Consider the following 14,016-nt stretch of genomic DNA (forward strand, 5'->3'; position numbering starts at 1 on the left):
AGAAGGAAAAATTATCCCGATCCCCTCAAGTTGAAGGACCCAACTACCGACACAGTACTAATAGGACAAACACCCCGGACAACAGCAAATCGGCCAAGCCCACAGACAAAATCCCCTGTGAATAAATGTCCCTTTGACTGCCAACACGGGATTGCCAATACTCATGGCAACTTGATGGCTACCCGCACGGAACAAGGAATAACCCTTTGAAGCTGGAACTCAAGAACAGCTTGTCGGTGAAGTTGCTCCGGGTCGTGCTCCTGTCGGCATTGATCGTCGGCGTGGTCTTGAGCTGTGCGCAAATCGTTTTCGACGCCTACAAGACACGCCAGGCCGTGGCCAACGACGCCGAACGCATCCTCGACATGTTCCGCGACCCGTCTACCCAGGCCGTCTACAGCCTGGACCGGGAAATGGGCATGCAAGTGATCGAAGGCCTGTTCCAGGACGACGCCGTGCGCAAGGCCTCCATCGGCCACCCCAACGAAGCCATGCTCGCGCAAAAAACCCGTGAGTTGCAGCATTCCAACAGCCGCTGGCTGACCGACCTGATCCTCGGCAAGGAACGCACCTTCACCACCCAACTGGTGGGTCGCGGCCCTTACAGCGAGTATTACGGCGACCTGAGCATCACCCTCGACACCGCCACCTACGGCCAAGGGTTCATCGTCAGCTCGGTGATCATCTTCATTTCCGGCGTATTGCGCGCCATGGCCATGGGCCTGGTGCTGTACCTGGTCTACCACTGGCTGCTGACCAAACCGCTGTCGCGGATCATCGAGCACCTGACCGAAATCAACCCGGATCGCCCCAGCGAACACAAAATTCCGCAACTCAAGGGTCACGAAAAGAACGAACTGGGCATCTGGATCAACACCGCCAACCAGTTGCTCGAATCCATCGAACGCAATACCCACCTGCGCCACGAAGCAGAAAACAGCCTGTTACGCATGGCCCAGTACGACTTCCTGACCGGCCTGCCCAACCGCCAGCAATTGCAGCAACAACTGGACAAAATCCTGGTCGACGCCGGAAAATTGCAGCGTCGGGTCGCGGTTTTGGTGGTGGGACTGGACGATTTCAAAGGCATCAACGAACAATTCAGCTACCAGACCGGCGACCAATTGCTGCTGGCGTTGGCTGACAGGCTGCGCGCTCACAGCGGTCGCCTTGGCGCCCTCGCCCGTCTCGGCGGCGACCAGTTCGCCCTGGTCCAGGCTGATATCGAACAACCCTATGAAGCCGCCGAACTGGCGCAAAGCATCCTTGATGATCTGGAAGCGGCGTTTGCCCTCGACCATCAGGAAATCCGCCTGCGCGCGACCATCGGCATCACCCTGTTCCCCGAGGACGGTGACAGCACCGAGAAGCTGCTGCAAAAAGCCGAGCAGACCATGACCTTGGCCAAAACCCGCTCGCGCAACCGTTATCAGTTCTACATCGCCAGCGTCGACACCGAGATGCGTCGCCGTCGCGAACTGGAAAAAGACCTGCGCGATGCCCTGGCCCGCGATCAGTTCTACCTCGTCTACCAGCCACAGATCAGCTACCGCGACCACCGGGTGGTAGGCGTCGAAGCGTTGATTCGCTGGCAGCATCCCGAACACGGCCTGGTGCCGCCGGACTTGTTCATCCCGCTGGCCGAGCAGAACGGCACCATCATTGCCATCGGCGAATGGGTGCTGGATCAGGCCTGCAAACAATTGCGCGACTGGCACGACCAGGGCTTCCCCGACCTGCGCATGGCGGTCAACCTGTCTACCGTGCAACTGCACCACGCCGAATTGCCGCGTGTGGTGAACAACCTGCTGCAAATGTACCGCCTGCCACCGCGCAGCCTGGAACTGGAAGTGACCGAAACCGGCCTGATGGAAGACATCAGCACCGCCGCCCAGCACCTGCTGAGCCTGCGTCGCTCCGGCGCCTTGATCGCGATTGATGACTTCGGCACCGGCTATTCGTCACTGAGCTACTTGAAAAGCCTGCCGCTGGACAAGATCAAGATCGACAAGAGCTTCGTGCAAGACCTGCTCGATGACGACGACGATGCAACCATCGTTCGGGCGATCATCCAGCTGGGCAAGAGCCTCGGCATGCAAGTCATTGCCGAAGGCGTGGAGACCGCCGAGCAAGAGGCCTACATCATCTCCGAAGGCTGCCACGAAGGTCAGGGCTACTACTACAGCAAACCGTTGCCGGCACGGGAACTGGGCGCCTACCTGAAACAGGCCCAGCGCAGTAACGCGGCAATTCTCTAAAACGACGCAGCCGCTACACGTACTGCGCCGCGTGAATAAGAAATATTTCCACCTGCAACCCTTTACACATAATGCGAAAGATTTGCATTATGTCGCAGTTTTGCGCGTGTGAAGCGCCTTCCACCCCCTCTCGAAGCAGGATGTTCGCCATGATTCGTATGCCTCTGGCTACCGCCAGTCTGTTGGCCATCGCTATTTCCCTCGCCGGTTGTGGCGAAGGCAAAGACAAGACCGCCGCTGCGCCAGCGCCGACTCCGGCCGCCAGCACCGCTGCTGCGCCAGCTGCCGCCCCTGCTGCGACCAGCAAAGTCGATGAAGCGGCCGCCAAAGCCGTTGTCGCGCATTACGCCGACATCGTCTTCGCCGTTTACAGCGATGCCGAATCCACCGCGAAAACCCTGCAAACCGCCGTTGACGCCTTCCTCGCCAAGCCGAACGCCGACACCCTGAAAGCCGCCAAGGCTGCCTGGGTCGCTGCTCGCGTGCCTTACCTGCAGAGCGAAGTGTTCCGCTTCGGCAACACCATCATCGACGATTGGGAAGGTCAGGTTAACGCCTGGCCACTGGACGAAGGCCTGATCGACTACGTCGACAAATCCTACGAACACGCACTGGGTAACCCGGGCGCCACCGCCAACATCATCGCCAACACTGAAGTCCAGGTCGGCGAAGACAAGGTCGACGTGAAAGACATCACCCCGGAAAAACTCGCCAGCCTGAACGAGCTGGGCGGTTCCGAGGCCAACGTTGCGACCGGCTACCACGCCATCGAATTCCTGCTGTGGGGCCAGGACCTGAACGGCACCGGCCCAGGCGCCGGCAACCGTCCTGCTTCCGACTACCTGGAAGGCAAAGGCGCCACTGGCGGTCACAACGATCGTCGCCGCGCTTACCTGAAGTCCGTGACCCAACTGCTGGTCAGCGACCTGGAAGAAATGGTCGGTAACTGGAAGCCGAACGTGGCCGACAACTACCGCGCCACCCTGGAAGCCGAACCGGTGGATACCGGCCTGCGCAAAATGCTGTTCGGCATGGGCAGCCTGTCCCTGGGCGAACTGGCGGGCGAGCGCATGAAGGTGTCCCTGGAAGCCAACTCCCCGGAAGACGAACAGGATTGCTTCAGCGACAACACCCACAACTCGCACTTCTACGATGCCAAAGGCATTCGTAACGTGTACCTGGGCGAATACACCCGCGTCGACGGCACCAAAATGACCGGCGCCAGCCTGTCGTCCCTGGTGGCCAAGGCCGACCCGGTTGCCGACACCGCGCTGAAAGCTGATCTGGCCGCTACCGAAGCCAAGATCCAGGTCATGGTTGACCACGCCAACAAGGGTGAGCACTACGACCAATTGATCGCCGCTGGCAACACCGCTGGCAACCAGATCGTCCGTGACGCCATCGCTTCGCTGGTCAAGCAGACCGGTTCGATCGAAGCCGCTGCTGGCAAACTGGGTATCAGCGACCTGAACCCGGACAACGCTGATCACGAGTTCTGATCAACGCTGGCGGTACAAGAAGGCGACCTTAGGGTCGCCTTTTTCATACCTGCGTGAATGCAATCCCCCTGTGGGAGCGAGCCTGCTCGCGAAGGCGATTTCATATTCAGCCCCCGTGTTGACTGACACGCCCCCTTCGCGAGCAGGCTCGCTCCCACAGGGGCTTGCGCAGAACCTGTGGGAGCGTGGCTTGCCCGCGATGGCCGCGACCCGGTCTCATGCGAAAACCTTGCGCCACATCAAGCAAACGATAATTCCTCTTATTCAAACTCCCCTGCCCTGTTAGACTTTGCGCCCTTGTTTTGCTCGTCTCGCAGGATGTCTGATGCCCCCGCTGCCTCTTCGCTTGTCCGCACTGTTACTGGCCCTGGGCCTGAGTGCCTGCGATGACGCCCCGCGTTTTACCAAGGCCGAACCCGGTGAAGCCCGGTCCGGTGGCAGCGCGACCGTGCGCAAGACCGATCAGAACTCGTTTTCCCTGCCGTCCGCCAACCTGCCGCCGTCACGGCGCGTGGATTTCAGCGTCGGCAACAGTTTTTTCCGCAGCCCATGGGTGATCGCGCCGTCGACTACCACGGCCCGCGATGGCCTCGGCCCGCTGTTCAACACCAATGCCTGCCAGGGCTGCCATATCAAGGACGGGCGCGGTCATCCGCCACCGCCGGATGCTCCGAATGCCGTGTCGATGCTGGTGCGCCTGTCGATCCCCAACGCACCGGCCTATGCCAAGGTCATCGAGCAGCTAGGCGTGGTGCCGGAGCCGGTCTATGGCGGTCAGTTCCAGGACATGGCCGTGCCGGGCGTTGCACCGGAAGGCAAGGTGCGCGTCGATTACACGCCCGTCCCCGTGCGTTTCAAGGACGGCACCGAAGTCGAGTTGCGCAAGCCGAGTCTGAACATCACCCAACTGGGCTACGGCCCGATGCACCCCGACACCCGTTTTTCGGCGCGTGTCGCCCCGCCAATGATCGGCCTGGGCTTGCTCGAAGCGATTCCCGACGAAGCGATCCTGGCCAATGCCCAAGCGCAGGCGAAGGACAAAAACGGCATCGCCGGACGTCCGAACCGAGTCTGGGATGACGCCCAGCAGAAAACCGTCCTCGGCCGATTTGGCTGGAAAGCCGGGCAACCGAACCTTAATCAACAGAATGTGCACGCGTTTTCCGGCGACATGGGCCTGACCACCAGCCTGAGACCGTTTGACGACTGCACCGACGCGCAAACCGCCTGCAAACAGGCACCCAATGGCACCGGCCCCGACGGTGAGCCGGAAGTCAGCGACAACATCCTGCGCCTGGTGCTGTTCTATAGCCGAAACCTTGCCGTACCGGCCCGCCGCGATGTCAGTGCGCCCGACGTCCTGGCCGGCAAAAACCTGTTTTTCCAGGCCGGATGCCAATCCTGCCACACGCCGAAATACACCACCGCCGCCAACGCCGCCGAACCTGAACTGGCCAATCAAGTGATTCGCCCGTACAGCGATCTGCTGCTGCATGACATGGGCGACGGCCTGGCCGACAACCGCACAGAATTCCAGGCCAGTGGCCGCGACTGGCGCACCCCGCCGTTGTGGGGTATCGGCCTGACGCAAGCGGTCAGTGGCCACACCCAGTTTTTGCATGATGGCCGCGCGCGCAATCTGCTCGAAGCCGTGCTTTGGCATGGCGGCGAAGCGACGGCCGCGCAGCAACAGGTTTTGTCTTTCAATGCCGAGCAGCGCGCTGCGTTGCTGGCATTTTTGAACTCACTTTAAGCACTTATAAAGCATCGGGAGCCCGACATGTTCCGCCCCAAATTGTTGTTCACCAGCCTTGCCGCACTCGCATTGGGCGCCTGCTCACCGCAGGACCCGCAAGCCGTGACGTCCGCCGCCATCGCCAAATCGGTGATCCTGCCGACCTACACCCGATGGGTTGAAGCCGACCGCCAATTGGCCGCCAGCGCCCTCGCCTACTGCGAAGGCAAGGAAAACCTCGACACCGCCCGCACCGACTTCCTGCACGCGCAGAAAGCCTGGGCCGAGCTGCAACCGCTGCTGATCGGGCCGCTGGCCGAGGGCAACCGTTCGTGGCAGGTGCAATTCTGGCCGGACAAGAAGAACCTGGTCGGCCGTCAGGTCGAGCAATTGGTCACCGCGCAGCCGCAGATCGATGCCGCCGCCCTGGCCAAGTCCAGCGTGGTGGTTCAGGGCCTCTCGGCCTATGAATACATCCTGTTCGACAGCAAGCCGGACGTGGCCAACGACGCGCAGAAAGCCAAGTATTGCCCGCTGCTGAAAGCCATCGGCGAGCGTCAGAAACAACTGGCCGAAGAGATTCTGCAAAGCTGGAACAACACCGACGGCATGCTCGCGCAAATGAGCAAGTTCCCGAACCAGCGCTACGCCGATTCCCACGAAGCCATCGCCGATTTGCTGCGCGTGCAAGTCACCGCCATCGACACCCTGAAGAAAAAACTCGGCACGCCAATGGGCCGCCAGAGCAAGGGCGTACCGCAGCCGTTCCAGGCCGATGCATGGCGCAGCCAGTCGTCCCTGACCGGCCTCGAAGCCAGCCTCGCCGCGGCCAAAACCGTGTGGGAAGGCGTCGACAACAAAGGCCTGCGTGGTCTGTTGCCGAGCGATCAAAAACCGTTGGCCGACAAGATCGATGCGGCCTACGCCGCCTCGCTGAAACTGTTCGCCAGCAATCAGCGCTCGCTGACCGAAATGCTCAACGACGATGCCGGTCGCCAGCAACTCAACGATCTCTACGACAGCCTCAACGTGGTCCATCGCCTGCACGAAGGCGAACTGGCCAAGGCGCTGGGCATTCAACTGGGCTTCAACGCCAACGACGGTGACTGATGAGGACGAGTGCCATGCTGCGACGTCAGGCTCTGACTTTAGGTAGCTTGCTGCTGGGAGCAGTGACACTGGGCGGCTGGACGCTGTTCAAGCAAAAGGACAAAAGCCCGCTGCTGCTGTCGGCGCGGGACGATACCGACGGCAAGCATTACGCCGTCGGTTATCGGCTGGACGGCACCCGGGTGTTCGCCACCCAGGTCGGCCAGCGCTGCCACGACATCATCAACCACCCGACGCTGCCGATCGCGCTGTTCGTGGCCCGTCGTCCGGGCACCGAGAGCTACCTGATCGACTTGCGTGACGGCACGTTGCTGCAAACCGTGACGTCGCTGCCAAACCGGCATTTCTACGGGCATGCGGTGATTCACAAGAGCGGCGACTGGCTGTACGCGACCGAGAACGATACGTCCGATCCAGGCCGTGGCTTGCTCGGTGTGTATAAGTTCGAAGGTGAGCGGCTGGTGCACAGCGGTGAGATTTCCACCCATGGCATTGGCCCGCATCAGGTGTCGTGGATGCCCGATGGCGAAACCCTGGTGGTGGCCAACGGCGGCATTCGCACCGAGGCCGAAAGCCGGGTCGAGATGAACCTCAATGCCATGGAACCGAGCCTGGTGCTGATGCAGCGCGATGGCACCCTGTTGAGCAAGGAAACCCTCGCCCAGCAGATGAACAGCGTGCGGCATCTGGGGATCGCCAGCGACGGCACCATCGTTGCCGGTCAGCAATTCATGGGGGCGTCCCATGAATCGTCGGAGCTGCTGGCGATCAAGCGTCCCGGCCAGCCATTCGTGGCGTTCCCGGTGCCCGAGCATCAGTTGCAGGCGATGGGGCATTACACCGCCAGCGTCGCGGTGCACAGCGAACTGCGCCTGGTGGCGTTGACCGCGCCACGGGGCAACCGCTTTTTCATCTGGGACCTGGACAGCGGCGAAGTGCGCCTGGATGCGCCATTGCCCGATTGCGCCGGGGTCGGCGCCGTGGCCGACGGTTTTGTCGTGACCTCGGGCCAGGGCCGCTGCCGGTACTACGATTGCCGTCAGACAAACCTTGTTGCAAAACCCTTGGAGCTGCCGGCCGGCCTCTGGGATAACCACCTGCACCTCATCTGATCCCACCCTCCCCGCTGGTGATCACCCTGTGGCGAGGGAGCTTGCTCCCTCGCCACAGGTATAGGGTTCGTTGTTTTCCTGACTGTGAAATGTGTCAGTTGGAATCACCCGCGCACTCGGAGTAATGTGCCTCCCTGTCTCACCTGATTTTCTCCAAGGAACTGGAAATATGCTGCGTCGCCGCATGCTGATCATGTTGGGTGTTGTTCTGCTGATCGTGCTGGTCCTGGCCGGTTATAAAGCCTTCTCCATCTACACGATGATTCAAGGCTTCTCCGCGCCAAAACCGCCGATCAGTGTCGCCGTGGCCACCGCCACCGAACGGCCGTGGCAAGCGCGCCTGCCCACCGTTGGCACGCTCAAGGCGTTGCAAGGCGTGGACCTGAGCCTGGAGACCGACGGCACGGTCATCGACTTGCAGTTCGAGTCAGGGCAGAAGGTCAAGGCCGGTCAACCGCTCCTGCGGCTCGACAGCGCCGTGGAAAGTGCCTTGCTGGAAACCGCGTTGGCCGACCTCGGGCTGGCCCAGCTCGATTACGGTCGCGGTAGCCAACTGGTCGGCAGCCAGGCGATTTCCAAAGGTGAATTCGACCGACTGTCAGCGGTGCAGAAAAAGAGCAAGGCCACGGTCAATCAACTGCGGGCTGCGCTCAGCAAAAAGAGCATCGCTGCGCCCTTCAGCGGGACCATCGGCATTCGTCAGGTGGACGTCGGTGACTACGTCGCCACCGGCACCATGATTGCCACCCTGCAAGACCTCAGCAGTCTCTATGTAGACTTCTTCGTGCCCGAGCAGTCGATCCCGAAAATCGCCCTCGGCCAACCGGTGCAGGTGATTGTCGCGGCCTACCCGACGCGAACCTTCCCCGGCACCATCAGTGCGATCAACCCGAAAGTCGAAAACAGCACGCGCAACGTCCAGATCCGCGCGACCCTGGCCAATCCTGACGGCACGTTGCTGCCGGGGATGTTCGCCAACCTGCAGGTGTTGTTGCCCGACCCACAGCCGCGCATCGTCGTGCCGGAAAGCGCGATCACCTACACGCTGTACGGCAACTCGATCTACGTCGTCGCGCAGAAAAAAGCCGAAGACGGCAGCCTGGAAAAAGACGACAAGGGCCAACCGATCCTGATCGCCGAACGACGTTTCATCGAAACCGGCGAGCGCCGCGACGGGCTGGTGATGATTACCAAAGGTGTACAGAACGGCGAGAAAGTGGTCACGGCCGGCCAGATCAAACTGGACAACGGTGCGCACATCGCGATCAGCGACGACAAGACCCTAGCCGAGAAGAACAGTCAGCCGCGCGCGGACTGATCAAGGAATCCCCATGGCTTTTACCGACCCGTTCATCCGCCGCCCGGTCCTCGCGACCGTGGTCAGCCTGTTGATTGTGCTGCTGGGCTTCCAGGCCTGGAGCAAGCTGCCGCTGCGCCAATACCCGCAAATGGAAAACGCCCTGATCACGGTGACCACCGCGTATCCCGGGGCCAACGCCGAAACCATCCAGGGCTACATCACCCAACCGATGCAGCAGAGTCTGGCGAGTGCCGAGGGTATCGACTACATGACGTCGGTCAGTCGCCAGAACTTCTCGGTGATCTCGATCTACGCGCGTATCGGCTCCAACAGCGACCGTTTGTTCACCGAGCTGCTGGCCAAGGCCAACGAGGTCAAGAACCAGTTGCCTCAGGACGCCGAAGACCCGGTGCTGAGCAAGGAGGCGGCCGATGCCTCGGCACTCATGTACATCAGTTTCTTCAGCAAGGAGCTGAGCAACCCGCAGATCACCGACTACCTGTCGCGGGTCATCCAGCCGAAACTGGCCACGCTGCCCGGCATGGCCGAAGCCGAGATTCTCGGCAATCAGGTGTTTGCCATGCGCCTGTGGCTGGACCCGGTGAAGCTGGCCGGTTTCGGCCTCAGTGCCAGCGACGTGACCAATGCGGTGCGCCAGTACAACTTCCTCTCCGCCGCCGGCGAAGTGAAAGGCGAATACGTCGTCACCAGCATCAATGCCAACACCGAGCTCAAATCCGCCGAAGCCTTCGCCGCGATTCCGCTCAAGGTCGACGGTGACAGCCGCGTGCTGCTCAGCGATGTCGCGCGGGTGGAAATGGGTGCGGAAAACTACGACACCATCAGCTCCTTCGGTGGCACCCCCTCGGTGTACATCGGCATCAAGGCCACGCCGGGCGCCAACCCGCTGGACGTGATCAAGGAAGTGCGCAAGATCATGCCGGACCTGGAAGCCCAGTTGCCGCCAAATCTCAAGGGTGAAATCGCCTACGACGCCACTCTGTTCATCCAGGCCTCGATCGATGAAGTGGTGAAAACCCTGTTCGAAGCGGTGCTGATCGTCATCGTCGTGGTGTTCCTGTTTCTCGGGGCGCTGCGGTCAGTGGTGATCCCGGTGGTGACCATTCCGCTGTCGATGATCGGCGTGATGTTTTTCATGCAGATGATGGGCTACTCGATCAACCTGCTGACGCTGCTGGCGATGGTGCTGGCCATCGGTCTGGTGGTGGACGATGCCATCGTGGTGGTGGAGAACATTCACCGTCACATCGAGGAAGGCAAGACGCCTTTTGACGCGGCCATCGAAGGTGCTCGGGAAATTGCGATGCCGGTGGTCTCGATGACCATCACCCTGGCGGCGGTCTACGCGCCGATCGGTTTCCTGACCGGGCTGACCGGGGCGCTGTTCAAGGAGTTCGCCCTGACACTGGCCGGGGCGGTGGTGATCTCCGGCGTGGTTGCGCTGACACTTTCGCCGATGATGTGCGCCTTTTTGCTGCGTCACGACGAAAATCCCAGCGGTCTCGCGCACCGCCTGGACCTGATTTTCGAAGGCCTCAAGCGTCGTTACCAAAGCCTGCTGCACGGCACCCTGAACACCCGGCCGGTGGTGCTGGTGTTTGCGGTGATCGTGCTCTGCCTGATTCCCGTGCTGCTCAAATTCACCAAGTCGGAGCTGGCACCCGACGAGGACCAGGGCATCATTTTCATGTTGGCCAACGCCCCGCAACCGGCCAACCTCGACTACCTGAACACCTACACCGACGAATTCATCACCATTTTCAAGGAGTTTCCCGAGTACTACTCCTCGTTCCAGATCAATGGGTTCAACGGCGTGCAATCGGGGATTGGCGGTTTCCTGCTCAAGCCGTGGAATGAACGCCACCGCACGCAGATGGCGATCCTGCCCGAGGTCCAGCGCAAACTGGAGAGCATTTCCGGGTTGCAGATCTTCGGCTTCAACCTGCCCTCCCTGCCCGGTACCGGCGAAGGCCTGCCGTTTCAGTTCGTGATCAACACGGCCAATGATTACGAGCTGCTCTTGCAGGTCATGGACCGGGTGAAAAAGCGTGCCATGGAGTCCGGCAAGTTCGCCTTCGTCGACGTCGACCTGGCGTTCGACAAACCGGAAGTGGTGGTCGATATCGACCGCGCCAAAGCTGCGCAGATGGGCGTCTCGATGCAGGACCTGGGCGGAACGCTGGCGACGTTGCTGGGTGAGGCGGAAATCAACCGTTTCACCATCGAGGGCCGCAGCTACAAGGTCATCGCGCAGGTCGAACGCCCCTTCCGGGATAACCCGGACTGGCTGAACAACTATTATGTGAAGAACAACAAGGGCGAATTGCTAGCCCTGTCGACCCTGATCACCGTCACCGACCGAGCGCGACCGCGACAGCTGAACCAGTTCCAGCAACTCAACTCGGCCATTCTGTCCGGGGTGCCGCTGGTCAGCATGGGCGAAGCCCTCGACACCGTGCGGCAGATCGCCCGGGAAGAAGCCCCGGCAGGCTTCGCCGTCGATTACGCCGGCGCATCACGGCAATACGTCCAGGAAGGCAGTGCGCTGTGGGTCACCTTTGCCCTGGCGCTGGCAATCATCTTCCTGGTGCTGGCCGCGCAGTTTGAAAGCTTTCGCGACCCGCTGGTGATTCTGGTGACCGTGCCGCTGTCGATTTGCGGGGCGTTGATCCCGTTGTTCCTCGGCTGGTCGAGCATGAACATTTATACCCAGGTGGGGCTGGTGACGCTGATCGGGCTGATCAGCAAGCACGGGATCCTGATCGTCGAATTCGCCAACCTGCTGCGCAAGGAAAAAGGCTTGACGGCTCGCGAAGCGGTGGAGGAAGCGGCGGCGATCCGGCTTCGTCCCGTGCTGATGACCACGGCAGCGATGGTGTTTGGCATGGTGCCTTTGATCATTGCCACGGGCGCGGGCGCGGTGAGCCGGTTTGATATCGGGACGGTGATTGCGACGGGGATGTCGATCGGGACGTTGTTTACCTTGTTCGTGTTGCCATGCATCTACACCTTGCTAGCCAAACCCGATCCCAAGGAACACCCATAACCCTGTGGGAGCGAGCCTGCTCGCGAATACGGTAGATCAGTCACCTAATCCGTTGGATGACACACCGCATTCGCGAGCAGGCTCGCTCCCACAGTTGATTGGCGGCGTGACTTGGGAATCGTAAGTAAAAAAAAGGCCTCGCACATGCGAGGCCTTTTATTTTGGCTTCAATCTGGTCAACTTTGCGGCCTCATCCCCTGGGCAAGCCCGAACATGAGCAATAACAAATCATGGTCTGGTTGCGCTGCCGCCGAGGCTTTGATTGCTCGCGGTACTGGACAGTGAGCATCGCTGCTCACTGAACTGAGGACTTGCGTGCGAGGCTGCTCCCAGGCAGCCACCGCCAATGTAGCAACTGCCAAGGCTCCAACTAAAAACAAACCTCGTGCAATTTCTAGTTTCATCGCTATAAACCTTTGATAGCGCTGCCAAACGCCGTCTCATAAAAGTAGACGAGTTTTTTCCAGTCCGCATCGCTGAATGACGAATGGCGACGCAGTTGCTTCATGTCATGAGCGGCCGCTTGGGAAGCGGTCATGCGCTGTCGACACTTCTCCAGATCGATCAAGGCGATTTCGACCTTGGCCGATTCACCTTCACCGGTCACCCGCAAAAACACGTGCTTGATGTAGATGCAACTGTGCTGCCAACGGCCCTTGTGCATGCGGGCGAGGTTCTCGGCCAGATCCTTCAACACGCGATCATTCACCTCCTCGCCATGACGCTCGCGACCACCACCGGCGTACCAGTGTTCGATTTCCTCGAAGCCATCCAGCGACTTGGTCACCAGCAATGCGCGCCATTTGTGCACAGGGTCGCGCTGTGCGCCGCAGAAAACGATTTCAGGAACACGCACACCGAGCTTGCGCAGGCCGATCAGCGCATCTTGCTCACGCAGCACGGTCGGGCGGCCAAACGGGTGCAGCCAGCTGCGATAGATATGGCCGGTCTGACGCTTGGCATAGAGCAATTGTCCATCGCTGCCCATGACACGCTGCACGCCACTTTCCCCACCACGGCGAACGTTGGGTTCTTCTACCCATTCACCACGCTGGTTCCAGAAATAGTCGAAGCGGTCCTTGGGAGCGACTTCCGTTTCTGCTGCACATTGCACTGCCATCCTGTTACCTCTTGCGTAATACGTAAACGCGCCACATGGCGTAGAGCGGTATGAAGTCCAGTTTTTCCTGGATGCGGAAACCCGCTTGCTCGAATTCTTTTTCTACCGTTGCGGCCGGTAACACAAAGCGGTTTTGGTAACCTTCCTGCCCACGCCGCGCTTCTGAACGCTTGCGTTTCCAGGCCTTGAAGTTGCCGTCCACCCACAACGAAAGGATCACGCTGTCACGGGTGACACGCTGGAATTCGCGCAGAATTGCCAGTCGATGCTCGGCTTCACCGATGTGGTGCAGCAAACGCATGCAGAAAATGCTGTCGACGGCGTTATCTGGCAAGGCGATGTCGAAGGCAGAAGTGTGCAAGGGTTGTACCCGTTTTACGACATCAGCGGGTTGCGCCTGGCAAGCAATCTTCACCATCGATTCAGAGTTATCGGCGCCGATGATCGCCCGATTGGATTTTTCCGCCAGCATTGGCCAGAAACGTCCGGCACCGCATGGCAAATCGAGTACCAGCCCAGGCTCGCCGACCAGCTTCAGCGCCTTGCGCCCCAGCTGTACGTCGCGCCAGTGGGACAACTTGCGACCGAGGCCATCCTGATGCTTTTGCAGGTAGCGTTTAGCGTGTTGATCGTCGTACTTTTCGGAAAAATCGAGTTTGATCGGGCCGTCCATCATCAGGTCTCCTGAAATGCTGATGTCACCAACCTTAGGTAGTTTAGTGTCAGAGTCAGGTCATTCATTTGTGAAAATTTCGTTGAGGGAAACCCCGAACTATTTCAAGGTTTTACAGGATAACAACGATAGCTCAGGGCCA

The 14,016-nt window shown here is 60.3% G+C and carries 10 protein-coding genes; 7 read left to right on the forward strand and 3 right to left on the reverse strand.

Translation table 11 applies throughout. The features are described 5' to 3' along the window. Nucleotides 1-206 precede the first annotated feature (206 nt). From ACWKV5_RS14970 to ACWKV5_RS15000, 7 genes are all read left to right on the forward strand, one after another. Nucleotides 207-2,258: a putative bifunctional diguanylate cyclase/phosphodiesterase gene (locus tag ACWKV5_RS14970; protein WP_483841849.1), complete on the forward strand. Its 2,052-nt coding sequence runs from the start codon at nt 207-209 to the stop codon at nt 2,256-2,258. A gap of 149 nt (nt 2,259-2,407) precedes the next feature. Beyond that, on the forward strand, nt 2,408-3,757 hold the full coding sequence (locus ACWKV5_RS14975; RefSeq protein ID WP_483841850.1) for an imelysin family protein: 1,350 nt from the start codon (nt 2,408-2,410) through the stop codon (nt 3,755-3,757). Nucleotides 3,758-4,082: 325 nt separating this feature from the next. After that, the gene (locus tag ACWKV5_RS14980; protein WP_483841851.1) at nt 4,083-5,510 is read left to right on the forward strand and encodes a di-heme oxidoreductase family protein; all 1,428 of its coding nucleotides are present in this window, start codon (nt 4,083-4,085) and stop codon (nt 5,508-5,510) included. A gap of 27 nt (nt 5,511-5,537) precedes the next feature. Continuing rightward, nucleotides 5,538-6,602: an imelysin family protein gene (locus ACWKV5_RS14985; RefSeq protein ID WP_027922870.1), complete on the forward strand. Its 1,065-nt coding sequence runs from the start codon at nt 5,538-5,540 to the stop codon at nt 6,600-6,602. Nucleotides 6,603-6,616: 14 nt separating this feature from the next. Continuing rightward, nucleotides 6,617-7,714: a DUF1513 domain-containing protein gene (locus ACWKV5_RS14990; RefSeq protein ID WP_483841852.1), complete on the forward strand. Its 1,098-nt coding sequence runs from the start codon at nt 6,617-6,619 to the stop codon at nt 7,712-7,714. A gap of 169 nt (nt 7,715-7,883) precedes the next feature. Further along, on the forward strand, nt 7,884-9,032 hold the full coding sequence (locus ACWKV5_RS14995) for an efflux RND transporter periplasmic adaptor subunit (RefSeq protein WP_483841853.1): 1,149 nt from the start codon (nt 7,884-7,886) through the stop codon (nt 9,030-9,032). 13 nt (nt 9,033-9,045) lie between these two features. Continuing rightward, on the forward strand, nt 9,046-12,081 hold the full coding sequence (locus ACWKV5_RS15000; RefSeq protein ID WP_483841854.1) for a multidrug efflux RND transporter permease subunit: 3,036 nt from the start codon (nt 9,046-9,048) through the stop codon (nt 12,079-12,081). Between the two features lie 176 nt (nt 12,082-12,257). Here the strand turns inward: ACWKV5_RS15000 and ACWKV5_RS15005 are convergent, their stop codons facing one another. Genes ACWKV5_RS15005 through ACWKV5_RS15015 form a run of 3 tightly spaced genes read right to left on the reverse strand, consistent with a single transcriptional unit; the run spans nt 12,258 to nt 13,874 of the window. After that, nucleotides 12,258-12,485 carry a hypothetical protein gene (locus ACWKV5_RS15005; RefSeq protein WP_483841855.1) on the reverse strand — a complete coding sequence of 76 codons (228 nt, stop codon included), beginning with the start codon at nt 12,483-12,485 and terminating at the stop codon, nt 12,258-12,260. Between the two features lie 2 nt (nt 12,486-12,487). After that, nucleotides 12,488-13,201, reverse strand: a complete 714-nt coding sequence (locus ACWKV5_RS15010; protein WP_483841856.1) for a lipopolysaccharide kinase InaA family protein — start codon at nt 13,199-13,201, stop codon at nt 12,488-12,490. A 4-nt stretch (nt 13,202-13,205) separates the two neighbouring features. Beyond that, a complete protein-coding gene (locus ACWKV5_RS15015; protein WP_483841933.1) occupies nt 13,206-13,874 on the reverse strand; it encodes a class I SAM-dependent methyltransferase in 669 nt (222 codons plus the stop codon). Between the last annotated feature and the right edge of the window lie 142 nt (nt 13,875-14,016).

It is taken from the genome of Pseudomonas oplopanacis (genome assembly GCF_057128725.1).

Coding starts and splice junctions, on each gene's coding strand:
- ACWKV5_RS14975 (WP_483841850.1), top strand. CDS start 2,408: ATGATTCGTATGCCTCTGGCTACCGCCAGTCTGTTGGCCATCGCTATT.
- ACWKV5_RS14980 (WP_483841851.1), top strand. CDS start 4,083: ATGCCCCCGCTGCCTCTTCGCTTGTCCGCACTGTTACTGGCCCTGGGC.
- ACWKV5_RS14985 (WP_027922870.1), top strand. CDS start 5,538: ATGTTCCGCCCCAAATTGTTGTTCACCAGCCTTGCCGCACTCGCATTG.
- ACWKV5_RS14990 (WP_483841852.1), top strand. CDS start 6,617: ATGCTGCGACGTCAGGCTCTGACTTTAGGTAGCTTGCTGCTGGGAGCA.
- ACWKV5_RS14995 (WP_483841853.1), top strand. CDS start 7,884: ATGCTGCGTCGCCGCATGCTGATCATGTTGGGTGTTGTTCTGCTGATC.
- ACWKV5_RS15000 (WP_483841854.1), top strand. CDS start 9,046: ATGGCTTTTACCGACCCGTTCATCCGCCGCCCGGTCCTCGCGACCGTG.
- ACWKV5_RS15005 (WP_483841855.1), bottom strand. CDS start 12,485: ATGAAACTAGAAATTGCACGAGGTTTGTTTTTAGTTGGAGCCTTGGCA.
- ACWKV5_RS15010 (WP_483841856.1), bottom strand. CDS start 13,201: ATGGCAGTGCAATGTGCAGCAGAAACGGAAGTCGCTCCCAAGGACCGC.
- ACWKV5_RS15015 (WP_483841933.1), bottom strand. CDS start 13,874: ATGGACGGCCCGATCAAACTCGATTTTTCCGAAAAGTACGACGATCAA.